At 32.1% G+C, this 23,506-nt stretch carries 24 protein-coding genes; 15 read left to right on the plus strand and 9 right to left on the minus strand.

Going from position 1 to position 23,506, the window contains the following annotated elements; translation table 11 throughout:
• Window positions 1-328: 328 nt before the first annotated feature.
• Together CBP76_RS03645 and CBP76_RS03650 are read left to right on the plus strand one after the other, a co-directional pair.
• Window positions 329-2,800: a BspA family leucine-rich repeat surface protein gene (locus tag CBP76_RS03645; RefSeq protein ID WP_102195583.1), complete on the plus strand. Its 2,472-nt coding sequence runs from the start codon at window positions 329-331 to the stop codon at window positions 2,798-2,800.
• Window positions 2,801-2,929: 129 nt separating this feature from the next.
• Window positions 2,930-3,193, plus strand: coding sequence for a TfoX/Sxy family DNA transformation protein (locus tag CBP76_RS03650; RefSeq protein WP_102195584.1), 264 nt, complete (start codon window positions 2,930-2,932; stop codon window positions 3,191-3,193).
• A gap of 2 nt (window positions 3,194-3,195) precedes the next feature.
• Here CBP76_RS03650 and CBP76_RS13070 read toward each other — a convergent pair whose 3' ends face one another.
• The 3 genes from CBP76_RS13070 to CBP76_RS03660 form a co-directional block, all read right to left on the minus strand.
• A complete protein-coding gene (locus CBP76_RS13070) occupies window positions 3,196-3,402 on the minus strand; it encodes a hypothetical protein (protein WP_133120377.1) in 207 nt (68 codons plus the stop codon).
• A 60-nt stretch (window positions 3,403-3,462) separates the two neighbouring features.
• Window positions 3,463-3,918: a hypothetical protein gene (locus CBP76_RS03655; protein WP_102195585.1), complete on the minus strand. Its 456-nt coding sequence runs from the start codon at window positions 3,916-3,918 to the stop codon at window positions 3,463-3,465.
• A gap of 317 nt (window positions 3,919-4,235) precedes the next feature.
• Window positions 4,236-5,015, minus strand: coding sequence for a potassium channel family protein (locus CBP76_RS03660; RefSeq protein WP_102195586.1), 780 nt, complete (start codon window positions 5,013-5,015; stop codon window positions 4,236-4,238).
• Between the two features lie 126 nt (window positions 5,016-5,141).
• Here CBP76_RS03660 and CBP76_RS13455 point away from each other — a divergent pair, with 126 nt between their 5' ends.
• Together CBP76_RS13455 and CBP76_RS13460 are read left to right on the plus strand one after the other, a co-directional pair.
• A complete protein-coding gene (locus tag CBP76_RS13455; RefSeq protein ID WP_102195587.1) occupies window positions 5,142-5,630 on the plus strand; it encodes a TraX family protein in 489 nt (162 codons plus the stop codon).
• On the plus strand, window positions 5,627-5,917 hold the full coding sequence (locus CBP76_RS13460; RefSeq protein ID WP_102195588.1) for a TraX family protein: 291 nt from the start codon (window positions 5,627-5,629) through the stop codon (window positions 5,915-5,917). The genes CBP76_RS13455 and CBP76_RS13460 overlap by 4 nt, the downstream gene beginning before the upstream one ends.
• 63 nt (window positions 5,918-5,980) lie before the next feature.
• Here CBP76_RS13460 and CBP76_RS03675 read toward each other — a convergent pair whose 3' ends face one another.
• The gene (locus CBP76_RS03675; protein WP_102195589.1) at window positions 5,981-6,274 is read right to left on the minus strand and encodes a hypothetical protein; all 294 of its coding nucleotides are present in this window, start codon (window positions 6,272-6,274) and stop codon (window positions 5,981-5,983) included.
• Between the two features lie 137 nt (window positions 6,275-6,411).
• Here CBP76_RS03675 and CBP76_RS03680 point away from each other — a divergent pair, with 137 nt between their 5' ends.
• Complete coding sequence (locus CBP76_RS03680) at window positions 6,412-6,837, plus strand: universal stress protein (RefSeq protein ID WP_166667167.1); 426 nt, start codon at window positions 6,412-6,414, stop codon at window positions 6,835-6,837.
• A 159-nt stretch (window positions 6,838-6,996) separates the two neighbouring features.
• Window positions 6,997-7,422 (plus strand): universal stress protein, encoded by a 426-nt coding sequence (locus tag CBP76_RS03685; RefSeq protein WP_102195591.1) that lies wholly within the window; start codon window positions 6,997-6,999, stop codon window positions 7,420-7,422.
• A gap of 79 nt (window positions 7,423-7,501) precedes the next feature.
• Here CBP76_RS03685 and CBP76_RS03690 read toward each other — a convergent pair whose 3' ends face one another.
• Together CBP76_RS03690 and CBP76_RS03695 are read right to left on the minus strand one after the other, a co-directional pair.
• Window positions 7,502-8,020: a phosphatidylglycerophosphatase A family protein gene (locus CBP76_RS03690; protein WP_174683316.1), complete on the minus strand. Its 519-nt coding sequence runs from the start codon at window positions 8,018-8,020 to the stop codon at window positions 7,502-7,504.
• Between the two features lie 13 nt (window positions 8,021-8,033).
• On the minus strand, window positions 8,034-8,690 hold the full coding sequence (locus CBP76_RS03695) for an HD domain-containing protein (RefSeq protein WP_102195592.1): 657 nt from the start codon (window positions 8,688-8,690) through the stop codon (window positions 8,034-8,036).
• 396 nt (window positions 8,691-9,086) lie between these two features.
• Here CBP76_RS03695 and pnuC point away from each other — a divergent pair, with 396 nt between their 5' ends.
• Window positions 9,087-9,836, plus strand: coding sequence for a nicotinamide riboside transporter PnuC (gene pnuC, locus CBP76_RS03700; protein ID WP_102195593.1), 750 nt, complete (start codon window positions 9,087-9,089; stop codon window positions 9,834-9,836).
• Window positions 9,837-9,908: 72 nt separating this feature from the next.
• Complete coding sequence (locus CBP76_RS03705; RefSeq protein WP_102195594.1) at window positions 9,909-10,823, plus strand: alpha/beta hydrolase; 915 nt, start codon at window positions 9,909-9,911, stop codon at window positions 10,821-10,823.
• A 51-nt stretch (window positions 10,824-10,874) separates the two neighbouring features.
• On the opposite strand, the gene CBP76_RS03710 is transcribed toward CBP76_RS03705, so the two are convergent.
• The 3 genes from CBP76_RS03710 to CBP76_RS03720 form a co-directional block, all read right to left on the minus strand.
• Entirely contained in the window at window positions 10,875-11,246 is a 372-nt protein-coding gene (locus CBP76_RS03710) for a YxeA family protein (RefSeq protein ID WP_166667168.1), read from the minus strand.
• A 132-nt stretch (window positions 11,247-11,378) separates the two neighbouring features.
• Complete coding sequence (locus CBP76_RS03715) at window positions 11,379-11,765, minus strand: hypothetical protein (protein WP_102195596.1); 387 nt, start codon at window positions 11,763-11,765, stop codon at window positions 11,379-11,381.
• 363 nt (window positions 11,766-12,128) lie between these two features.
• Entirely contained in the window at window positions 12,129-13,304 is a 1,176-nt protein-coding gene (locus tag CBP76_RS03720) for a tyrosine-type recombinase/integrase (protein ID WP_166667169.1), read from the minus strand.
• A 776-nt stretch (window positions 13,305-14,080) separates the two neighbouring features.
• Here CBP76_RS03720 and CBP76_RS03725 point away from each other — a divergent pair.
• From CBP76_RS03725 to CBP76_RS03755, 7 genes are all read left to right on the plus strand, one after another.
• The gene (locus CBP76_RS03725) at window positions 14,081-15,940 is read left to right on the plus strand and encodes a BspA family leucine-rich repeat surface protein (protein WP_102195598.1); all 1,860 of its coding nucleotides are present in this window, start codon (window positions 14,081-14,083) and stop codon (window positions 15,938-15,940) included.
• A 359-nt stretch (window positions 15,941-16,299) separates the two neighbouring features.
• Entirely contained in the window at window positions 16,300-17,247 is a 948-nt protein-coding gene (locus tag CBP76_RS03730) for a LacI family DNA-binding transcriptional regulator (RefSeq protein ID WP_102195599.1), read from the plus strand.
• Between the two features lie 93 nt (window positions 17,248-17,340).
• Window positions 17,341-19,002, plus strand: a complete 1,662-nt coding sequence (locus CBP76_RS03735; RefSeq protein ID WP_102195600.1) for a glycoside hydrolase family 13 protein — start codon at window positions 17,341-17,343, stop codon at window positions 19,000-19,002.
• 12 nt (window positions 19,003-19,014) lie between these two features.
• Complete coding sequence (locus CBP76_RS03740) at window positions 19,015-20,310, plus strand: alpha-amylase family glycosyl hydrolase (RefSeq protein WP_102195601.1); 1,296 nt, start codon at window positions 19,015-19,017, stop codon at window positions 20,308-20,310.
• Window positions 20,311-20,475: 165 nt separating this feature from the next.
• Window positions 20,476-21,786 carry an ABC transporter substrate-binding protein gene (locus tag CBP76_RS03745; protein ID WP_102195602.1) on the plus strand — a complete coding sequence of 437 codons (1,311 nt, stop codon included), beginning with the start codon at window positions 20,476-20,478 and terminating at the stop codon, window positions 21,784-21,786.
• Window positions 21,787-21,814: 28 nt separating this feature from the next.
• Window positions 21,815-22,675: a carbohydrate ABC transporter permease gene (locus tag CBP76_RS03750; RefSeq protein ID WP_102195603.1), complete on the plus strand. Its 861-nt coding sequence runs from the start codon at window positions 21,815-21,817 to the stop codon at window positions 22,673-22,675.
• Window positions 22,675-23,487 carry a carbohydrate ABC transporter permease gene (locus tag CBP76_RS03755; RefSeq protein ID WP_102195604.1) on the plus strand — a complete coding sequence of 271 codons (813 nt, stop codon included), beginning with the start codon at window positions 22,675-22,677 and terminating at the stop codon, window positions 23,485-23,487. Before CBP76_RS03750 ends, CBP76_RS03755 begins: the two co-directional genes overlap by 1 nt.
• The last annotated feature ends 19 nt before the right edge of the window (window positions 23,488-23,506 follow it).

Genomic DNA, 23,506 nt, shown 5'->3' on the forward strand with positions numbered 1-23,506 from the left:
TTTAAATAAAAATAATAATGTCGATATTTTGTTATTAAAGTCATAATTATGAAAAAATTCAATGCATAGCACGAGTTTATTATTATTGAACAAATTTATAAATCAATTATTAAGGAAAATAATTTCAAAAAAATAATAATTAAAGTATCGATACTCCTTGATGCATCAGTATTTATAGCCATTTAAAAATAATGAATGAATAACCTTAAAAAAGTGATTTTTATAAAATATTTGTTAATAACAAATTATAATAAAAGTCTTTTCAGAAAAAGATTTTTTTAAAACCCCTTATGTTATATACTTTCTATGAACGAAGGGTGGGATTTGTATGTCTTATTTTTTTAGGAAAATAAATTCTTATAAATTTAATTATCAGTTATTTTTTATGCTAATTAATGTTCTTTTTGGAGGAATAATTTTTTTAAACAGTAATCAAATAATTAAGGCGGATAGTACGACCGATATTCAGAAAATAATGAATATAGATAGTAATTTGACGACTAATAAAAGTACGACCTTTCAAAATATTGCACCCTTGACGGCCACTATTGGTAACAGCGGAATGGACGGAACTTGTACATGGGACATTGATAGTAATGGTAAGTTGACAATTCATGCTGGAACTTTAAATGATGGTCAAGGAAGCTGGATTTCATATGCTAGTTCAATTACTAGTGTTTATGTTGACCCAGGGGTTAGCATTTTGGGTACGACCGTAGATAATGGACCTCTTTCAGGATTGACTAATGTTAAAACTATTGATGTTACAAACTTGAATGTTTCTAATGCAACTGGTTTGCAAGCTTTTTTCAAAAATGACTCCAATCTAACTGAAATTGATGGTTTGAATACTTGGAATATTTCAAAGTGTACAAATATTAGCTGGTTATTTTATGGTGATAGCTTGTTAACTACTATGGATATATCTGGGTTTGATACCTCTAATGTTACAGATATGTCTTATACTCTCAGCGGTCTTAATCTTACAAAGATTGGTTCTAATCAGATTACAAATTGGGATGTCTCAAAAGTAAATACAATGGGTTATTTATTTTATAATACAATCTTTGATTCGTTGAATTTGAGCAATTGGGATTTTTCTAGTGTAACTACTATGCCCGGTATGTTTTCAGGTGATGATAACCTTGATAAGGTGAAGAATCTTGCCGATTGGGATACATCAAAAGTAACTAATATGTCTGCTATGTTCAGTCATACGAAAGAGGACAATCTATCTTTTCTTGAAAATTGGGATGTTTCTAATGTGAAAGATATGAGTTATATGTTTTCAGGGAACTCTAATTTAACGGGATTAGATATATCTAACTGGAATACAACTAGTTTGTCTAATGCAGGATATATGTTTTATAATTCGCCCTTATTGAATGAGGATAATTTAAAAGGTTATCAAAATTTGGTAACTAATAAAACCACAAACATGGAAGGTATGTTTAGTTTCACGGGATTCAAGACTATTGATTTATCCAAGTATGATACATCTAATGTTACGTCATTGAGTTATCTTTTTAATGGGGATAAGAGTTTAAAAAAAATAATTGGTAATTTTAAGACCGGTTCAGTAACTAGCATGGATTATGCATTCAGAAATACAAATCTTAGTGATCTTAGTGAATTTAATCTTGCTGACTGGGATACTTCTAAAGTTAAATCAATGAGTTATACTTTTTCTAATACAGGTATTCCTGATTTTAGTTTTCTAAAAAGTTGGAAGACTGGTTCTCTTACCAATATGAATACAACATTTTCTGGTATTACTAGTGCAACAACAATTCCTTTGCAGGATTGGGATGTTTCAAAGGTTACAAGTTTTTCTAATACTTTTTCCAATGCAAAGACATTAACCAGTCTGCCAATAGGGTCTTGGGATACAGCTAGTGCAAAGAGCATGTCAAATATGTTTACTAATGATGGATCAATTAGTTCATTAGACGTGTCTAGTTGGAACACTTCTAATGTAACTGATTTTAATTCTATATTTAGTTCAATGACCAATTTGCAAACTTTGGATCTTTCAAATTTTGATACAACTAAGGCAGCAGCAACTGCCGATGCAATCGATGCTACAACGACTAAGGTAACTAAAGCTACTAATGTCGATAATATTTTTGCTAATGATACGTCGCTTTGGAAAATAAAACTGGGTCCCAAAGTAGTATTACGAACTACAGCAGGAATTTCTACACCTGTTCCTGGAACGGCTATTGCGGGTACGTCTTATAAAGCGGATATTGATAGATGGCAAATTGTTGATGAGACTGATGGAGGTACTGATCATAAGCCAGTTGGAGATTTGATAACGAATACAGAAATTATGGAAAAATATTCTAAATCTGGAAATTCTGCTACAACCTATGTTTGGCAACAGCAACCTAAGGTCGACATCTCTTTGCAAGTACCAGATATAGAATTTGGAAATGTTTCGAATTACTCAGGTTTGGTTCATCGAAAATCAAGTGATCTTTCTATAAAAGTTACTAATAATGATTATCCAGTGGCCTCCATCCAATCGACTTTAACTGTCGCAATGGAAAGACCTTTTACTGATACTACAGATTCCACAAAGACTTTAAGTAATGTGCTGATTTTTAAAGACGATGATAGTAGTAGTACTCTCTCATCAGACCCTACTGAAATCTACGATGGCAAATTCGATTCAGGTACTAATAAATTAAAATGGGATAAAAATCATGGAGTTTTGTTAAATATGGATAATGATGTCCAAGCGTCTACAGGTAGATATACAACAACTTTAGATTGGACATTAACAAGCAGTATCTAGCAAAGTATTAGAAGAAATTGGGAATAGTGAAATATCAAAAAAATACCAACAGTCCAAATTTGGACCGTTGGTATTTTGATACTAGTGAGATATAGTTAAGGGTAAAGTAAATAATCGAAGGTAAAGCTTATGTCAGAATTAACTAATCTTCCCAATATTGGAAAAGTATTAAACCAACAATTATCAAAGATCGATATTACAACCGAAAGTGAACTAAAAAAATTTGGCAGTAAAAGGGTGTTTTTGAAGTTAAAATCATTAAATGCTCCAGATAGATTCTATTGCATTCAAATGCTGTATTCATTAGAAGGTGCTATCGAAAATGTTGCCTATACGGAACTTTCAAATGATAAGAAGGCTGAATTGTTGAAATTTTTTAATGAGAATAAATAATTCTATTTGGAATTAAATTCTCTTTCGTCAGTGGATTGCATGCTATTTAGTTTTGAATGTGGTGTTAATTTCATACGGTGGGATGCTGAAACTTGACTCACGTCGATATCAGGGTTGTGATGTGGCAAAACAAATAAATCACAAACAATGATCATCATAATAATAAACGTATTTAACTTGATAAGATGCGGATAAGATCGTAGTTTCAATCAATACTCCTTAAATGTTTTAAAACTAATCATAACAGTTTAGGGTATTTAAGTACCAGATTATTGATTCCAAGTAAAGTCTTTATTATTCAAAAACTTTGATTTGCCAATATAAGAACCATCACAAAAAATGATGGTAGATAGTCCGTCAAGATAAGTGCTAGAATCAAATTCTTTGAAATGGTCAATAGTTCTTAAAGAAAATAATTGTACTTGATCAATAATGTCTTGGCGATTATTTAACTTTAATTTTTTGAATTTTGAAGTAACGTAAACTTCGATTTGATTATTTTGAAGGTATTTAATCCCCTTTATAGACTTAGCCCATTTCTCAGTTTTACTTGTCATCTGCTTATCATATAATTTTTGACTAATGGTTTGATTTATTTTTTTTAATTCATTGTAATGTTTAGTATATCTATTTTCGGTATTCGCTTGTACTCTTGTTGGACTAATTAGAGTGGTTGGTAGTAGTGATATAAGTATTAATAGCCAAGTTATAATTCTTTTTATCATGTAGGTCTCCTAAATATTTGCACATATTATATCTGATGTTAGTAAGTTAATGCTATTCGAATTTAATATGAAAGAATATTTATATATTCAAGATGAAATATAAAGTAGGTGCCATGTAGACATAATCTTTAATCTATTTAAGTAAAATAAAAAATCGTTACTCTTGTGAGTGACGATTTTTTTGTCAGAAGGATTATTCTTATAGAAAATTTTTACTAATGAGAATTTAGGTTGTATTATTGCATTTTTTGGGTTTCTTCCAACAAATTTATTATATTACTTCCGAAACATAAATGTATAATAAATTTACATAATTGTTAGATAATTTTATTATCATCCTTAGTCTTCTGTTTTGTTTTCAAATCAATTAAATCTTTACGTAATGTGTGATTCTCTTTTTCAAGCGTATCTAGTTTTAATAGTATTTTATCCAGTTTGTCGTCATTTTTGACATTATCCTGATGAGTTACATAGTTGGTGATAGTACTGGTTAAGGTACCAATAAAGCCAATACCAACAACCATTAGAGAGATTGCTGCAATTCTTCCAATAAGAGTTTTAGGAGCAACATCACCATAACCAACCGTAGAAGCAGTAACAATTGCCCACCAAAATGAATTACTTAAGGAGGCACCTTCAGCAAGTGAATAAGTAATTGCTGCTGTTACTAAAACAATGCCACAAATAATGATTAGGTAAATAAAACCATTAATTTTAAGGAATTTTTTAGCATTTTTTTGCAGTTTTCCAGCCGTTCCGACAAACCTGACAAGCGTGAAAACTTTTGCAAAGCGAATAATATTTATTATTCTAAAAATTCTAAAAGCATTAAAAATAGTATTAAAAGGGAGAATGGCAAGTAGATCTACAATATTATGTTGAAAGAATTTTAATTTATTTTTAGCAAGGAATAATCTACCAAAGTAATCGAAGGCAAAGATAATTAAGCAAATAATATCAATTTCAATATATGGTGATCGAGATACGTTAAAACCAGGAATATAACTGAGGACAAGAATTACTAAAGATGCCAGCCCAGTTAAAACGATTAATAAATTATAGCTTTCTGAATGTAAAAAATTATGAAATTTTCTCATATTGACCAACCTTAATAAATTGTCTTACTAATTTGTAATATAGCACTAACGGTTGTGTTAGGTGTATTTACAATCACATAAATTTTTTGAATAATAAAGGATAATAATTTAAGTAGAGGTTTATATATGCAACAGTTCACACCAAACAATTCAGGCAAGGCGATGAACCGGGAAATGTTTAAGATTATTCTAATGGGATTAATGGTTTTAGATCATATAGGGTATTTTATTTCTCCGTATCTGGCTGATTTCTTCCATATTATAACTAGAGTAGTGGCAGTCGGATTCGCATACTTAGTAGTAGAAGGATTATATTATACTCGTAGTCGTAAGAAATATTTAGTTCGTTTACTAAGTTGGGGTGGATTTATGGCCCTAGGTAATTATTTAATGAATTTATTTGTTTTACGAAAACAGGTTGCAATGTCAATCATCGGAGATAATATTTTTCTAACTTTATTTCTGGGCGCAGTCGTTATTTGTCTTTGGGATAACAAAAGCAATGATTTTAAAAAACAGAAAATTTTTAAAACTCTGGCAGTTATTTTAATGATTTTCAGTCTAGTTCCCTTATTAGAAGGTAGCTTTGTTATTGTTCCATTATTACACAATTGAATTATCGAAATTTAAAGCAACGTAATTTTTGGTATTTTATGTTAATGATCACATACGCAATTGTAGAATTACCAATGGCCTTGATGATTCCTGATATTAATTTAAAAATGGCTTTTGATAGTATTGCAATGAATGCTAGTGACATTTTCTTTATTTTGATTATCCCGTTGTTATATTTCTATAATGGAAAAATAGGTAAATGCAGTTCACAAATGAAATACTTGTTCTATTTGTTTTATCCTTTACATTTGTGGCTGATCCATTTAGTGGCCAATTTTACTTTATAAAAAAAGCATTAATCTCAAGTAGAAATTAACGCTCACCTTTATAATTACTTTATTTTTTAAAGTTCATAAAAAATTATTCCTGAGGCGATATTCAGTACCAGCATTAGCTAGCATTTCCTGCCAGGAGGAGAAGACAGTCGATTGTCTAACATGATTTTCCCAGCGTTCAATAGGCAGTCTCTCAAGGGCATTTTGACTGGTAATACCCAGAGATTCCATGAACTCTTCAATGCAAAAAAATTGTGTATTCTTTTCCATGAATTGGTTTGAAAAATAATGAATAAATTGAATTTCTTTGAGATCATTTCTAATTCTACATTCTTGTTCGATAAGCTCCAATCTACGATCATTCTGCATAATAACTAATCCCCTAAATTATTTACTATTCATTTATCAGTATATCAAATTTTATATTTCAATTAGCTAATAATTATCATAATTTTGCGGAACTTGATAGAATTTAATTAGAGAATATTCTAGGAGGTCCTATGAAAATGTATAAAAAAATTTTGGTAGCAATCGATGGTAGTCAAAGTTCTTATAATGCGTTAGATGCCGCTTTAAAATTAGCTAAACAATTTGATTCTGAATTGTACCTAGTATCAGTGGTCAATACTGCTAATTTACCGATGAATGTGGGTGTTTCATATGCTCCAGGATTGACTAAGGATCTGGAAGATAGTGCAAGAAAAGATATCAAAAAAGCAACTGACATTGTTTCGCAAACTGATGTGCCTTACAGAGCAGTTTTGTTAGATGGTGAACCAAGGGAAGAATTAACCAAATTCCCTAAAGAAGAAGGAATTGATTTGATAGTAATGGGTAAGACTGGTACGAGTGCATTTACTAGATTCTTTGTTGGTTCAGTTACCCGTTATGTTTCTGAGCATACAGATATAAATTTATTAGTAGTTGCTTAATAGATGTAATCATTGTTTTAAATAATTAGAAAAGTTAGTCCAGTAATCATTGATTATTGAACTAACTTTTTTTCGTACAGATTGTAAAGTAAATAATAAGTGTAGTTTATTAGAGAACCTGTTAATATCTTGGTGAAATATTAATAGGAGGAATAAAAAATGTTTGAAAATATTTTAATTGCTCTTGATGGAAGTAAAAACTCGTATGATGCTTTAAATGAGGCACTTATATTAGCAAAAAAATTCAATACAAAATTATATGTCGTGTCTGTAGTAAATATAGCTAACTTGCCAACAAATGTGGGAGTATCTTATGAACCAAACTTGGAACGAGAATTGAGTCAAGACGCTCAAATAATACTAAACAATTCCCAAAGAATAATTGAATCACATAAGATTGACTATGAGATGGATTTATTAAGCGGTGAACCTAGAGATGAATTAATTGATTTTGCTAATAGAAAACAAATTGGTTTGGTTATTTTGGGTAAATCGGGGGTTCATGCTCTGGAAAGATTTTTTGTAGGCTCGGTTACTCGCTATATATCTGAACATTTTAATGGAAATGTTTTAATCGTTAGTTAATAAAGAGTGCCTATCCAGTAGCTATTGTAAAATAGTTGCTAGATAGGCATTTTTTATATCATTCTTGTTTATGTAAAAATTATTTTTGTAACATTTTCTTAACGGACATTTCATTGTGAGCAAGCCAACCACAAGCAGCTGCGGCAATGGCTCCGACCAAATCGTCTAAGAAAACATTGATTTTTCCAGTTGATTTGTCATTTAATTTTCCTAATATTCCATGTTTTAGTTTATCAACATAACCATAATTGGTAACTGAAACTGATCCATAAAGGCTTGCTAGCGTGATTGCCAAGTTTTCATCAATACCATAAGTGGATTCGTCAGTTTGCATGATTCGCTGCATAGGTGAGGATAATAGACCTTTCTCTGCTAAGACATCTAATTCAATTCCAGTCATAATGGCATTTTGAGCTTCACGTTTATGGAGGACTTTATTGATAGCATAAATTGAAACCTCTTCGTCGAGTCCCTTCACATAGTCTTTTTCCAAAAAAATAACAATTTCCGCGATGTCTTTTAATTCGACACCACGACTTTTCAAATTACGGATAATGTGGTTGTAATATTGTTTATCTTGTTCTTCATATGATACCAAAATATCGCTCCTTTTATTTCTCTGCATCCCATTCAGCTTTAAATTCAGCCAAAAAATCGATCATATATTGATGACGATTTTTAGCAATCTTTTTTGCTGTTTCAGTATTCATCATAGCAGTTAGTTTCAATAATTTCTCGTAGAAGTGATTAATGATTGTTTCATTGCTCAGATTACGATATTCAGATTTGTTCATTTTTTCTCGAGGTCGAATCTCTGGATCGTAGATAGTTTCTGAATTGGCACCGCCATAATAGATAGCACGAGTAATTCCAATTGCACCGATGGCATCTAACCGATCAGCGTCTTGAACAATCTGTCCAGCTAGTGATAATTTGGGCGGATTGGCTGATAGCGATTTACTAAATGATAAGTTATGTGTTATATAAAGTATTTCGGTTATTTGTTCATTAGAGAAGTCTAGCTGGTTTAGAAAATCTTTAATTTCGTTTTCTAGGGTTTGGGGATTGGATACAAGTTTGTCATCAGCCACATCATGTAAATAGGCAGCGGCAAGTGTTACAAGCGGATCAGCTGGTTCATCTTTTAGAATGTTTTTTACAGTTTTAATAACGCGTTGGATATGATCAAAGTTATGACCAGTAGCATCATGACTCATTTTTTGGTAAGAAAAATTTTTTATAGACTCAAGTTGTTCTTCATTTGTCATAGGCTCATTCCTTTTATATATCGATATTTATATTGTTGCATATAATATAAAATATTTAAAATTGATTCGACTATGTTAATTGGGAAAATATCCGGAATATATATTTTTAATAATCGTTATAACAATATATAGTGATATGGCAATAAATAAATCTATATCTTGTATCAAATGATAAACTACTTGTATATCAGTAAGGAAAGCGTTTTACACCGATATGCCTTCAGTACAGTTAAATTGTAACTAACAAATTTGATTCAATTGGTGGTATGATTTTAGCTGTCGGTTAAATTGATATTTTTTTATAAATACAATTTACGGGATAAATAAATATGGATTGGTTTAGAATATTTTCCCGCTTGAGTATTCTGGATTTAATCTAAGAGGAGAAAAATTAAAATGAGTATTTTTAATCCAAGATGGTATGTTGAACAAATGAAACATTGGAGTTTCAGAAGCTACATGCTATTAATGTTTGGTCTAGGTGCCATCACTGCTTCAACATTATCACATCAAATCAACGGTATCGCTATTTGGACATGGTTAGCCGGAACATTAGGTTTTACATGTACAGTTGCTATTACCAATGCTAAACCCTTAAATGGTGTTTTAGGATTAGTTTCAGCTCTTATTTATATTTATGTTGCTATTAGCGCCAAGAATTTTTCTGACGTTGTACTTCAATTGAGTTATATTGTTTTACTTGATATTCCTGTTTTAATCAGTCCACAATGGGCCAAAGATGCTGAAAAACATATTCATGGTTTGACAGGAACAAAGTGGCTTTTAACGGCCGTGTTCTTCTTTGTTGCATGGGGATTGCTTTACTTAATGGATACACATCTATTTATTAGTCCAAGACCTGTTATTGATTCAGTATCAGCTGCTATCGGTTTCACAGGAGCATTGTTATGTACATTGCGTTTCCGTGAACAATATTATTTCTGGACAGTTCAAGGTGTCATGTCAATTGTTTTGTGGGGTGTTACAGCAACACAAGGAGATGCCAGTCCAGTATTGTTCTTAACATATATCATGTACTTCATGAACGATATGATTGCCTTCTTTGATTCACATATTCACTGGTTCCACAAGGATGCTTCTGAAAATCGTGCTCGTGACGAAAAATTGTCACATGAACAAGCTTAAAGTTATCATTTGAAATTTTGCTACTACTTAGATTATGATTGTTATCAAGATTGAATTTAAGTAGGGTTGATTATGCGAGTAAAAAAATACGTTAAAATTATTTTGTCAGTGGCAGTAGGTGTTGTTTTAGTAGCAGATATTGCTGCTGGTGGATATATGTTCAATTATGCTTTCAGTAAAAATGGCTATGCTAGTGAGTCTGGTGGGTCTATGAGTAAAAATGATCGTTGGTTTGCAGATCAAAAACAAGATATTTGGCAACAGACCACCAAAGATAAGTTAAAACTCAAGGCTAGATATTTACCAGCTGCTAAAAAGACCGCTAAAACAGTTGTGGTAGTACATGGCTATGGAAGTGCAAGCAAATATATGGGATCATATGTCAAAATGTTCCATCAAGCGGGATATAACGTATTAGTACCTGATAATCGATCATTTGGTATGAGTCAGGGTAAATATGCTGGTTATGGTTGGAAGGATCGAACTGATCTTGCCAATTGGATAAAGATGGCAAACAAAGAGAACGGTTCTCAATCTCAAATAGGGTTATTTGGGGTTAGTATGGGAGCTGCAACAGTAATGTATACTTTGGGTGAGAAACTCAAAGATGTTAAGTTTGCAATTGCTGATTGTGGGTATTCAACTATTTCTGGAGAATTGGATTATCAGTTAAAAGAAATGTTTGGATTACCAAGTTTTCCAATTGTTCCAACTGCTAGTTTATATGCTGATGCATTAGCTGGTTATAATTTTTATCAGGCAAGTACAAAGGACACATTGAAGAAAAACAAGGTGCCTTTGTATGTAATCCATGGTTCAAAGGATACATTTGTACCTACAAGCAATGCTTATAAGAATTATGACTATACTAAAGGACCAAAGAAATTATGGATCGTTAAAGGTGCAGGACATGCTCAGTCATATCATGTGGCCGGTCAAAAGTATATTGATAATACTATTGATTTTGCAAAAGAATATTTTAAATAGAAAAGCCTGTTTCGGAATTATTCGAAACAGACTTTTTTTGTTCTAATGAACTTATTTTAGTATTTTTTCTAAAGAGTCCCTAGGAACCTGACTCTTTTGAACCTTTTCCCAAGAGATTACTTGATCGCGTTTTTGGTTGTAAGTTATCTTTAGATAATTATTTGCCTTGATGGGACGTCCAAGGGCACTGTAAAATTTGAGTAGTTTTTCATTACCATTTTTATCATATGCTTTTTGGCTGTAGTTATATTCGCGGTGGTCATTTCCAGAAGTATCTTTTACGATAATTTCTTTATATGAATCACCAACGAAAGTATAGTAATCATCACCGCCATAATTAGGAACATACCAGAATTGATAAATTGATAAAGGTACTAATAAGATAATAACTGTTATTATGCCAGCCCAAACTTTTTTGCTCATATTCATTCCTCCATGATACTTGGAATGATAGCATATTTGGAGGAAACTTTGTCCTAACGGTTTTGTAAGGTTTGTAAGTATTTACTAAACATCCTCTTAATATCAATATATTTATACCATAAAGATGTTAGTTTAAATATTAAAAGTTGATTGATAACTATCAATGTCGTCATGATAATTAATGGAGATAACAAATGGTCTATCATCATTTAACTTGTGAAAAAAGATTTGTCCAGGTTGAAGAGAGTTTTGTTCTAATTCGGATAAATCTAAAATAGAATCAACTTTATCAATGGCTATAGGGACTTGACCGTTGTTTCTGATCTCCAAACGGTTTTGGTGTTGGTTACGTTGACAGAAAATGTAGGGATGAGTCGCTTGAATCAACATTTTATTGCGTAATTTTAAAGTCCCATTGATTCTAAATAAAGCAATAGTTATTAAAATTACCCCAATAATTAAAACTGTAGCGATAACTATACTAGTAATACTTAGAGCAAGTTCAGCTGCGTAATCCATAATTTCACTTCCATTCTTAGTTAAAGTATTTCATATATTACCCAATCTTACAATAATGTCACATGAAACTAACGGTTTAGTTATAAAGACGATTAGTTATTTACATTTTATTGATCAAATATGATAATAATAGTCGATAGATATCGAGTATATCTGTCAAAATAACAAAAGTACATGCAATAGTTATGCTGACTCCGTAACTATATATGTACCGTTATGTACGTAAGTGTAACGGTATGTAAAAAGGCCTCTATATCAAACGATATAGAGGTTTTTTTGTTTGCTTTTTTTAGTTCAAATGTGTACTAGAGTGTAAGAAAGTGTCCTTGTGTGTAACCTTATGTTGTCAAAATGTTGTCACAACTAATTATTTTTATTTGACGCCTCAGAAATATCATCTACTTTTTGTAGAGCCTTTACCATCTTACTATCTGATTTATTAGTTGAATGAAGATAAGTGTTAATGGTTGTTTGCAAATTTTTATGTCCTAAGCGTTTTTGCAAGTCCTTGAAGGTTAGATCACTATTATTATCCAAAAGCAAGGCTCCGTGCGTATGACGAAATCCATGCAGTGTTACTACGTGATCTAATTGGATAGCATTATTTATTTTTTGCTGCCACCTTCTTGGAACCTCTAAAGAAAAATGAGATTTAGTTCGAGGATTCATAAAAATAAATTGATTGCTTTGATCATCATTAGGATTTTCTCTTTTTTGATATTTTTTCCAATCATCTAAAATAGATAATGTTTTTGGATCAATAATTAAATTTCTAATTTCATTATTTTTAGTGCTTTGAATTTTATAACCGCGACCATCAATTCTAACGAGTGCCTTGTTAATGATAAGCATATTGTCATCATTTAAATCATTCCATTTTAAGGGCAGTATTTCTTCACGTCTTAGACCTGTGAATGCTAAGAGACGAAAAAAAACATATTTTTTAAAATCATAATTTTTTGCATAGTTCAAAAACTTTTCTTGTTCCTCAATAGTATAGAAGTTTTTATGGTTATATTCTTTTTGAGCACTGTCTTTGTGTTTAGTCTTTTTAGGAATATCCAATTTATCCATTGGATTAACCGATATATAATTTCGCCTTAAAGCCTCTTTAAAAATCAAGTTGGCATAATTAAATACTTCTTTGTAATGAACCAATCCATTAACCCATTTGTTTAAAGTATTTTGGCATATAGTTACGTCTATATCTTTAATATATTTGTCCTCAAAGTGGGGGAGTATGTTGTAATTAAAGATTCCTTTAGTTTTATAAAATGTAGATTCCTTCACTGTATTTTTATAGCTTTTAAGCCATTCTTCGTATATCTCCTGAAACTTAACATACCCGCCGTGTTCATTATAGTCATCATTCAAAATCTTCTTACGCAAGTTAATATAGGCTATTTCAGCTTCATCGATAGAATAGAAACCACGTCGTGTTGTCGTATGATTAGAATCAATTCGAATTGTAAAACGATATCTAGTCTGACCATTTTCTAATTTATAAGGCTTAATAGTTTTTGAAATTCTTTTAACCAATATTATCAATCCTTCAATAAAACGTGGGAAATCACGTTTTTTTATTTTCACATATATGTAATAAAGCGATATTTATAATTAATTTCCGAGAAAATAGGAGATATGCTGCAATTTAGGGGTACATATATTCTTTTGACGTTAAAAATAAAAAGCCAATTAAGGCTTGATATGTTTTTGATAATTAAGTAATTTAATATTAAAAGGTGATGCAGAATAAAAAAAATTAATTTTTCAAAATCGGAAATAGATTTGCTGAATGAAATTATTAGCGAATACGTATATGATCATGACTCTTTTGATTTTCCATTATCAAAGGAGGGGAAGTATGTCTCAAAAAATTATCCTAACGATGTCAATAATTCAAACCTTCTTAATGGGATTCACGATAAGTTAAACTGTTAGGATAATAATTATTAAAGGAGCTACTGATTCCATTAAGAATGATGTCACAAAGGTTCTTCGATGTTAATCCTGGTCGAAAATGATCAACGGCATTTCTGGCATTAAAACAGATATTTAAATACGTAAAGTCTTTGCTTGTAAATGATTTCTTGAGTATGAATTATATTATAATCGTTCAATGACTTAGCAATACTTGAAATTACCTCTACTTTTATTGAAAGTATTGCCCATCGAAAAGGCCCATCATCTATTAATTTAGGTGGTGGGCTTTTTTTATGTAAAATTTCCAATTATAAAAAAGTTGGCTTAACTTTGAATTATTTGTATAATTACGTATACATTTATATGAGAAAATTTTATGGGAGATAATTCATATGGAAATAAAAAATTTAAAACTAAAGCATACACTTCTTTTAGCTACATGTTTACTTGCAAGTTTAGGAACCCTTGCGATGGAGAATAATATCTCTAATGTAAAAGCTGATGTCGCTAATAATACAAAAATTGAAAAGACGAATACAGAAGATTCAGTACAACAAGGAAAATGGGGTACAGCTAGTTGGAGTTATGACGATAGTTCAAAAATTTTAACTATTAGTGGAGGAGACTCCGGCTTACCACAAGAAGTTCCTTGGCAATCTGAAGGTATAACTGAAAATGTTAAAGAGATTAATGTTACTGGAAAGCTAAATCTAATAGGAGATATATCTGGGTTATTTGCAACTGATGTTCTTAAAAATGGACATTTAATTAATTTGACGACGATTAATGGAATGAATAATATTGACACTTCTAAAGTTACTTCAATGAAAGAATTGTTTATAGGGACTAAAGTGTCTTCATTAAATCTTTCTAATTGGGATACAAGCAATGTAACAGATATGAGGAGCTTTCTTTTTTCTGCTACAAATATTAAAGAGCTCAATGTAGGTGGAAATTTTGCTAAAAATACAAAAAAAGTGATAGACATGTCTTATATGTTTAATGGAATGATCGGATTAGCTAATATAGATAATCTTGAGGAGTTAAATACATCTTCTGTTACAAATATGGATCATATGTTTAACGGAGATTATTCTCTGAAATTTTTAGATGTAAGTAACTTTGATGTTTCAAAAGTAGAAAATATGGATTATATGTTTAACTTTGTTGGCCAATGTGCAACTTTAGATCTGAGCTCATTTGACACTAGGAATGTTAAAACAATGAAGGGCATGCTTGATAATACTGTTGAGAGTGTTGGTATAAGATCAAAAGATGGAACCATAAGAATATCCCCAGGATTGACAACATTGACTTTAGGACCTAATACGATGCTTACAGGTTCAGGACTAAACGATGCTGCAAATCCCCAAAATGCCATTACAAGTTATTCAACGACTTGGGGGAGATCCAAGGATTTAAATGGTAAAGCAGTTAATGATGGCAAGGTATATACATCTAGTGAACTTGTAAATAATTACAATGGTGATAAACCAGGGACTTACGTTAGGACTCCAACTAACATACTAAATGGATCAGACTATACAATGATTGTTGGGGATCCAACTCCGACTGCAAAAGAATTCAATGCGTCTGCAATTAATAGTGATGGAAATGATATTCCTGTGAAGGTTGATTTAAGTAACGCAGATTTGACTAAACCAGGAGTTTATGATGTAGAATTATCAGCTGGAAATCTTACAAAGCTTGTTAAGCTTACTGTTAAGTCAAGATCAACTAACGGTGGAGGAAGTTCCAATCATAATAATGGTGGTGGTATTTCATATACTGATTTAAAACAAACTATTTCTGTACCTGCTAATATTAAAGATGAATCTGTTTCTTTATATGCTATAAATAATGGAAAAGTAACAAAAGTAGCAAATAGAGCACTAGGTAGAAATAGTGATTGGGTAAGTGATAAAATAGCAAAGATTGATAATATATCTTATTTAAGAGTAGCTACTAATGAGTGGGTAAAAGCAAGTGAAGTATATAGATATGTAGAACGACATCAAGTAGTATGGACTATTAGTCAAAACAGTAATGGTTCATCATATGTTATGTTAAAGAATCCACAAAATGAATATGTATCAAATAGAGCATTAGCTTTAAACACACCATGGAAGACAGATAGAATTGCTTATTTAGGAAAAGATACAAATACAACTTCAGATAATAAGGAAGAAGATAAGTATTATAGGGTAGCAACCAGTGAATTTGTTTCGGCAAAAGATGTAGCACAAAAATAAAAATATTTCGTTTATTTCAATAATTGGATAGATAAAATGTGATGCAATTTTAGTTGCTAGCAAGTTGTCAACTTTAAATTATTAACTATTTTTTATCATGTAATTAGGTAAAAAATAAGTAAGAGAAATGTCTATGTTGTCACTGGTGTTGTCGCAGTATTTATAATTTCCCATAAGTCACTTATAAAACAGAAATTTAGGAATTTACACAATAGTTATGATGACTCCGTAACTAGATTAACCGTTCATATTTATTATATGGACGGTTTTTTTTATTCTAAAATTTAATTAATAAAAATGAGTTGTAAGGGCTTTAATATTGGTATAATAAATTTGTGATATATGGAGGGGAAGAATGCATGACTACTTTAGTTGACGTAGCGAAGAAAGCCAATGTTTCAAAAATGACAGTTTCACGTGTAATCAATCATCCAGATAAGGTTACTGATGAACTAAAACAATTAGTCTATGAAGCCATGCGCGAATTGGATTATCATCCGAATGTAATAGCTAAAGCATTAGCTAATAATAGTACTAGAATCATTAAATTATGTATTTTAGAAGATATTGATACGACTGAACCATATTATATGAATTTAATGATTGGTATTGCTAAAACGCTTGATTTGCATCAATATTCTTTGCAATTAGTAACGAGAAATAATTTTGATATTGGTAATTGTGATGGTTATATAATTACTGGTATGCGTGAATCTGATGTTGAGTGGATAAAAAAATTGAAAAAACCGGTCGTTATGTTTGGTGAAAATCGATATGGTTTTGATTATGTTGATACTAATAATAAGTCAGGAACATATATCTTATCTCAATTGGCCTTGAAAAAAGGATATGAACGATTGATTTATGTGGGAATCGATAGTAAGGAATCCTTTGAGTATTCTAGAGAGTCAGGTTATTTACAACAAGTTCAGGAAAAGAGGATGATGCCCGAATTGCATCGATTTGGTAATCACAGTCATTTGGCTGAAGAATTTGTTGAAAAAAATTGGGATAATATCACTAAAAACACGGCATTTATATGTGCCTCAGATCGATTAGCTATTGGTATAGAACGTGGAATTTCACGATGCGGAGGAAAGATTCCCGAAGACTATGGAGTTACTGGTTTTGATGGAGTATTTCTAAATCAGGTCGCTTCTCCTAAGATAACGACAATTAAACAATCGATTATTGAAATGGGAAGTGCCTGTGGGGAGAATTTATTAGATAAGATTGTTACAGAGGACAAACAAGGGGCATTAATTTTTGAACCAAAAGTTAACTTGGGTGGAACGTTGCGCGTTTAATTTGTTACCGATAACACATCAGATGGCCTTGCTTATGTAGGGCTTACTTTTTTATACTGAGGTGTAAAGGCTTACAAAAGGGGGCAATATATTATGAATTGGTATGATAAGGCAATTATTTACCAAATCTACCCTAAGAGTTTTCAGGACACTAATAATGATGGTATCGGTGACTTAAAGGGAGTAATAGAACATCTAGAGTACATAAGGGATATGGGTTTTAATACGATTTGGCTAAATCCAATTTTTGTATCACCACAAGTTGACAATGGTTATGATGTATCTAATTATTTTGCAATTGATCCGATTCTTGGAGATAGTGGAGATTTCTCCGAAATGATTACTAAAGCTCATAGTCTGGGATTGCATATAATCTTGGATCTTCCTATAAACCATACTTCTGATCAACATCCATGGTTCAAGGATGCTATCAATAATAATAACAGTATTTTTAAAGATTATTATATTTGGCATAATCAAGTCGATGGTCATGAACCAAATAATTGGGGATCATTTTTTGGTGGAAGTGTTTGGGAAAAAAGTCCTAATAATAATAATGAATATTATTTCCATTTATTTGATAAAGGGATGCCTGATTTGAATTGGAAAAATCCCGAAGTTCAGAAATCGATGTCCGATATTGCTAAGTTTTGGTTGGAAAAGGGTGTTGATGGTTTTAGATTAGATGCATTTATTCATATTGCTAAGGCTAATTTGGAACAGGATTCTTTGTTAACTGATGCAAGATTTCCCATAGATGATACCTTTTATGCTAAATTACCAGCAGTTAAGGATTATTTGGATAGTTTTGTTAAAGAGATAAAGGATTATAAACCTGATGCATTTTTATTTGGAGAAGCATCGTCGGCAACGGCTCGTGATGCAGCAGAGTATACACGTCCTGGAGATAATGGATGTGACGTGGTTGTTAACTCTGACAATTATGGTGAGATTTATGATGACAGTAATAAAGATATACCAAAATTCTTTCAATCCAGAAAATTATCACTAGCTTCATTGAAAAATACTTATGTGACTTGGGAAAGTGTGTTAGCTAATATTAGTTTACCAACTTTGACTTGGGGAAATCATGATATAAGTCGAGTACTTGACCGTTTGAATTTACCTGAAGATAACAATAAGATAACCAAGCTATTAGCAATGATGTTATTCTTACAACGTGGAATTCCTGTAATTTACTATGGTGAAGAGATCGGTATGCATGGTTTGAAATATCAAAATATTAGTGATTTTGATGATCAAAGAGCAATTGATTTGATAAATAGTTTACGCAATAAGTCATATAATGATAAGAATATTTTGCAGTTATTAAATGATCAAGATGAGATGACAGCACGTGGACCAATGCAATGGGATGAGTCTAAATATCACGGATTTTCTGAAAAAGAACCATGGAATTGGGCCAAGACCGATAATAATAGTGTCGCTACTGAAATAGCTAACGATAAAAGTGTCTTGAAATTTTATCAGTTATTACTCAAGGTAAAAAAATATGAATGTTTCAGCAAAGGAGACTATCAACTATTAATCACTAAACCTAATATTTATGCCTATGTTAGAAAAATAGCTACAAAGGAAGGGATTGTCGTAGCCAATTTCTCTAACAAGGAACAAACCTTTGAATTAAAGAAGGATGGTTTTAAAGTTATTCTTTCTAATGAAGAAAATGAAATAGTTGATAATGTATTAAAACTTGGTCCATGGGGAGCTTGTGCATTAGAGTCAAAAATATAAAGGGGTGTAGAGATGGCCGTTCAAACAGATATAAAATTGAGAAAGTCCCAAATTTATTGTATTTTTGTTAGAAACCATACTAAAAAAGGAACTTTAAAAGCAATTGAGTCTGACTTACCAAGAATTAAAGAGTTAGGTACAGATTTTATCTGGTTATTACCAATTAATCCTATCGGTCGTAAGGATAGGAAAGGAAAACTTGGCTCACCTTACTCAATAAAGGATTATCGAGCAATTGATCCTAAGTTAGGTACTTGGCAAGACTTTTTACATTTAGTAGATGAAATTCATAATCATGGAATGAAAGTCATGCTTGATATTGTCTATAATCATACTTCGAGAGATTCAGTATTATTACAAGTTCATCCTGAGTGGTTTTTGCATGATAAGAATGGAAAGTTATTTAATAAGAATGAAGAGTGGACTGATGTTGCGGAATTAGATTATTCCCACAAGGCCTTATGGAACTATCAAATTGAAACTCTAAAAAGATATGCCAAAATTGTTGATGGTTTTAGATGTGATGTCGCCTCTCAAGTTCCAATAGAATTTTGGAAGCAGGCTAGAAAAGAAGTCAGCAAGGTTAATCCTAAGACGGTTTGGCTGGCCGAATCAACAAGTAAAGATTATATTAGTTCATTAGGTGCTAAGGGTTATCATGTGGCCTCTGATGGGGAGCTGTATACTGCTTTTGATATGACTTATGATTATGATATTGATGATATATGGCGTAAATACGTTAAAGGAGACATACCACTTCGTAAGTATGTTGATGCGTTAAATACTCAGGGGGTTATTTATCCAACTAATTATATTAAAATGCGAGCTTTAGAAAATCATGATCAAGTTAGAGCACATAGTTTATTTATCAATGAAAATGATATGTACAACTGGACAGCTTTTTCGGAATTTCAAAAAGGATCAACATTGGTTTACGCGGGACAAGAGTATGGTTTTAAACACACGCCGAGTCTGTTTGATATGGATAAACTCGATTGGAAAAATAATCGGATGAATTTATCAGCTTTGATATCTAGAATGCATGAATTACAACAAAGCGATATCCAAGTTTCTGGGACTTATAAAGTCACAGCAATTGAGAACGATATTGTAGAGGTTACTTATCGTTTGGGGAATTTAGTTAGAATCGGTATCTTTTCTCTAAAGGGAATGTCAGGGGAGATCCCAGTCGCTCTTGCTAGTGATAGTTATACCAATATGATCAATAACTCATTAATAAAAGTACAGGATGGAATAGTGACGCTTGACTATGATCCAATAATTATTCAAGGAAAGACTAATGAATAAAATTGATAAGAAAAAATGATTAATTCGATTGTGAATTAATCATTTTTTTTGATTAAATTTAAAAGCTGTTATCGGTAACATTAAGAAAGCGGTTGCAAACAGCCGTATTTCGAACAATAATGGAAATTGTAATAAAGAAATAATATTTTTTAGGGGGTCACGGTAATGAAGAGAAACTTCTGGAAACGCTTAGGCAAGCGTGTCGGAGTTATTGCTTTGGCAGCTGGCGCAGCATTTATGTTGGCAGCCTGCAGTAATAGTTCATCCTCAGGTAAGGATGTTAAGATTACAATTCTTCAAGGAAAGGTTGAAAATAATAAGCAATTTAAACAAATTGCTAAAGAGTACGAGAAGACTCATCCAAATGTAACAATCGAAGTTACATCAATCGGTGGTGGTACTCAATATGATCCAGTTCTAAAGACTAGAATTTCTTCTGGTAATGCACCAACAATCTTTAGTTTGGCTGGTCCAGCAGATGTTAAACAATTTAAAGCACATGAAGCTGACCTATCAGATACTAAAGCCGCTAAGGCAGCAAAACCTGGAACATTGGATGCCGTTAAGAATGATCAAGGTAAAGCAGTTGGTTTACCATTTAATGTTGAAGGTTATGGATTAGTTTACAATAAGAAAGTCTTTGAAAAAGCCGGTATTGATCCGAACAGCTTGACGTCAATGGATAAACTTGAGGCAGCTATCAAGCAATTGGACTCACAAAAGAGTGAATTAGGTATCAAGGGTGTCTTTGCTACACCTGGTAAGGAAGCTTGGGTATTCTCAGATCACTTGGCAAACCTTTACTTAGCTCAAGATTATAATGGAAATGCACAAACACTTTATAAATCAAAGAAAATGGCATTTTCAAAAGCTAATGATATGAAAACAATGATTGATCTTGAAAAAGATTATTCAATCAAGCCAATTATGCAATTAGATTATTCCGCACAAGTTAACCAATACTTCTCACAAGGTAAAGTTGCTATGATTCAACAAGGTGATTGGATTTATCCTACAGTTGAAGGTATCGACAAGAACTTTGCTAAGAACGACATTGGTATGATTCCTATTCCTGTACCTGGTGAAGAAGGAAAGATGCCAGTTGGTACATCATTATATTGGGCAGTTAATAGCAAGAAATCAACAGCAGAACAAAAAGCAGCTAAGGACTTCTTAGATTGGATGTACACATCTAAAGCTGGTAAGAAAGACGTTGTTGAGAAATTACACTATGTTCCTGCATACAAAGGTTATGACAATTACAAGATGAGTGATCCATTGACATCAGCAGTATTTGAATACTCAAAGGCAAACAAGACTACTGGTTGGGTATTCCCTGGTTACACTGGTACTTCATGGGATCCAGATGTTGCACAACCAAATCTACAAAAGTACTTATCAGGCAAGCAAAGCTGGGATAAGACAGTTCAAAATATGAAAGATGGTTGGGCTAAACAACAAAAATCATCTAATTAATTAGTATTAACAAAAGAGGGCAATGAATATGAAGAACAAGAGTCTTTCATTTTGGTTATTTTTAACACCAACCCTCGTTGCGTTAGCTTTGGTAGTATTTATTCCGGTTCTAGAAGGCTTATTCTATTCATTCACCGACTGGGATGGATTGAGATTTACCAAGGTAGTAGGATTTCAAAATTACATAACATTATTCCAAGATAAGGCGTTTATTAACGCCTTTTGGTTTACAGTGGGTTTTGTAATTGTTACCGTTATTTTGCTAAACGTAATAGGCTTGGGATTAGCATTATTAGTTACACAAAAGTTCAAGGGAAGTAATTTCTTACGTACCGTATTCTTTATGCCAAATATGATTGGTGGACTAATTTTAGGTTTCATTTGGCAATTCATTTTTACACAAGGCTTTCAAGCTTTGGGCGATGCATTGCATGTAAGTTGGCTTCAAAATTGGTTGACAAATGAAACAACTGGTTTTTGGGGATTAGTTATTGTTACAGTATGGCAAATGAGTGGCTATATCATGATCATTTACATTGCATACTTGCAAAATATTCCTAATGAAATCATTGAAGCTGCTAAGATTGATGGAGCTTCCGCATGGCAACGTTTCACTAAGATTACATTTCCAATGATTGCACCAGCATTTACAGTTTGCATGTTTTTAACGTTATCAAACGGATTCAAGATTTATGATCAAAACTTGTCATTAACAAATGGTGGACCTTATAACTCAACACAAATGTTAGCGATGGATATTGTTAATACAGCTTATAACTCTGGTAATTTTGCATTGTCAGAGGCCAAGGCTATTATCTTCTTTATCATCGTTGCTGCGATTTCGTTAGTACAAGTTGCATACAATAAGAAGAGAGAGGAGGATCTCTAATGGATAAAAAAGGTAAAGTAACATTAGGTATCTTTGGAGCATTGCTAGGTATCTTATGGTTGTTTCCATTTTACTTAATTGTTTCTAATTCGTTTAAAACACCAAAAGGGATTTTTGCCTCTGTTCTGTCGTTACCACATCCAAGCACAAGTGATAATTATGTGAATTCTTTCAAGGCTTTGAACTTTATTGGTTCATTGACTAATTCATTGATTATCACAGTCTTCTCGGTGTTGTTGATTATCCTCGCTTCATCAATGGCTGCTTATGCATTACAAAGAAATCACAGTAAGTTAAGTGGTGGAATCCTGATGCTGTTCATTTCAGCTATGTTGATTCCTTTCCAATCAGTTATGATTCCTTTGACAGCTAATTTCGGTGCCGTTCATTTTCTAAACATGTGGGGCCTTGTAATTATGTATATAGGATTTGATTGCAGTTTATCAGTCTTCTTATATCAAGGTACTTTATCGGGTATTCCAATTGCAATGGATGAATCAGCTGAAATTGAGGGAGCTAGCCGTTGGCAGATTTTTACCAAGGTCATCTTCCCAATGCTTAGTCCTATTACAGTTACTGTTGCTATTTTGAACATCATTGCTATCTGGAATGATTATCTATTACCATCACTTGTCTTGCCACAAGCACAATATACGATTCCTCTACAAATGTTCAATTTCTTCGGTGAATATACTAAGCAATGGCATTTAGCTTTAGCGGGTATTACACTTTCAATCATTCCTGTAATTATTTTCTATCTATTTGCTCAGAAATGGATTATCAAAGGTGTTACTGACGGTGCTGTTAAGTAAATAAAAGAGAGGAACGATT

The organism is Companilactobacillus nuruki, assembly GCF_002872255.1.
Classification (GTDB): Bacteria; Bacillota; Bacilli; order Lactobacillales; family Lactobacillaceae; genus Companilactobacillus; species Companilactobacillus nuruki.

Coding starts and splice junctions, on each gene's coding strand:
- CBP76_RS03750 (WP_102195603.1), top strand. CDS start 21,815: ATGAAGAACAAGAGTCTTTCATTTTGGTTATTTTTAACACCAACCCTC.
- CBP76_RS03660 (WP_102195586.1), bottom strand. CDS start 5,015: ATGAGAAAATTTCATAATTTTTTACATTCAGAAAGCTATAATTTATTA.
- CBP76_RS03675 (WP_102195589.1), bottom strand. CDS start 6,274: ATGCAGAATGATCGTAGATTGGAGCTTATCGAACAAGAATGTAGAATT.
- CBP76_RS03725 (WP_102195598.1), top strand. CDS start 14,081: ATGGAAATAAAAAATTTAAAACTAAAGCATACACTTCTTTTAGCTACA.
- CBP76_RS03740 (WP_102195601.1), top strand. CDS start 19,015: ATGGCCGTTCAAACAGATATAAAATTGAGAAAGTCCCAAATTTATTGT.
- CBP76_RS03680 (WP_166667167.1), top strand. CDS start 6,412: ATGTATAAAAAAATTTTGGTAGCAATCGATGGTAGTCAAAGTTCTTAT.
- CBP76_RS03745 (WP_102195602.1), top strand. CDS start 20,476: ATGAAGAGAAACTTCTGGAAACGCTTAGGCAAGCGTGTCGGAGTTATT.
- CBP76_RS03715 (WP_102195596.1), bottom strand. CDS start 11,765: ATGGATTACGCAGCTGAACTTGCTCTAAGTATTACTAGTATAGTTATC.
- pnuC (WP_102195593.1), top strand. CDS start 9,087: ATGAGTATTTTTAATCCAAGATGGTATGTTGAACAAATGAAACATTGG.
- CBP76_RS03695 (WP_102195592.1), bottom strand. CDS start 8,690: ATGACAAATGAAGAACAACTTGAGTCTATAAAAAATTTTTCTTACCAA.
- CBP76_RS13455 (WP_102195587.1), top strand. CDS start 5,142: ATGCAACAGTTCACACCAAACAATTCAGGCAAGGCGATGAACCGGGAA.
- CBP76_RS03645 (WP_102195583.1), top strand. CDS start 329: ATGTCTTATTTTTTTAGGAAAATAAATTCTTATAAATTTAATTATCAG.
- CBP76_RS03735 (WP_102195600.1), top strand. CDS start 17,341: ATGAATTGGTATGATAAGGCAATTATTTACCAAATCTACCCTAAGAGT.
- CBP76_RS03755 (WP_102195604.1), top strand. CDS start 22,675: ATGGATAAAAAAGGTAAAGTAACATTAGGTATCTTTGGAGCATTGCTA.
- CBP76_RS03655 (WP_102195585.1), bottom strand. CDS start 3,918: ATGATAAAAAGAATTATAACTTGGCTATTAATACTTATATCACTACTA.
- CBP76_RS03650 (WP_102195584.1), top strand. CDS start 2,930: ATGTCAGAATTAACTAATCTTCCCAATATTGGAAAAGTATTAAACCAA.
- CBP76_RS03685 (WP_102195591.1), top strand. CDS start 6,997: ATGTTTGAAAATATTTTAATTGCTCTTGATGGAAGTAAAAACTCGTAT.
- CBP76_RS03710 (WP_166667168.1), bottom strand. CDS start 11,246: ATGAGCAAAAAAGTTTGGGCTGGCATAATAACAGTTATTATCTTATTA.
- CBP76_RS03730 (WP_102195599.1), top strand. CDS start 16,300: ATGACTACTTTAGTTGACGTAGCGAAGAAAGCCAATGTTTCAAAAATG.
- CBP76_RS03705 (WP_102195594.1), top strand. CDS start 9,909: ATGCGAGTAAAAAAATACGTTAAAATTATTTTGTCAGTGGCAGTAGGT.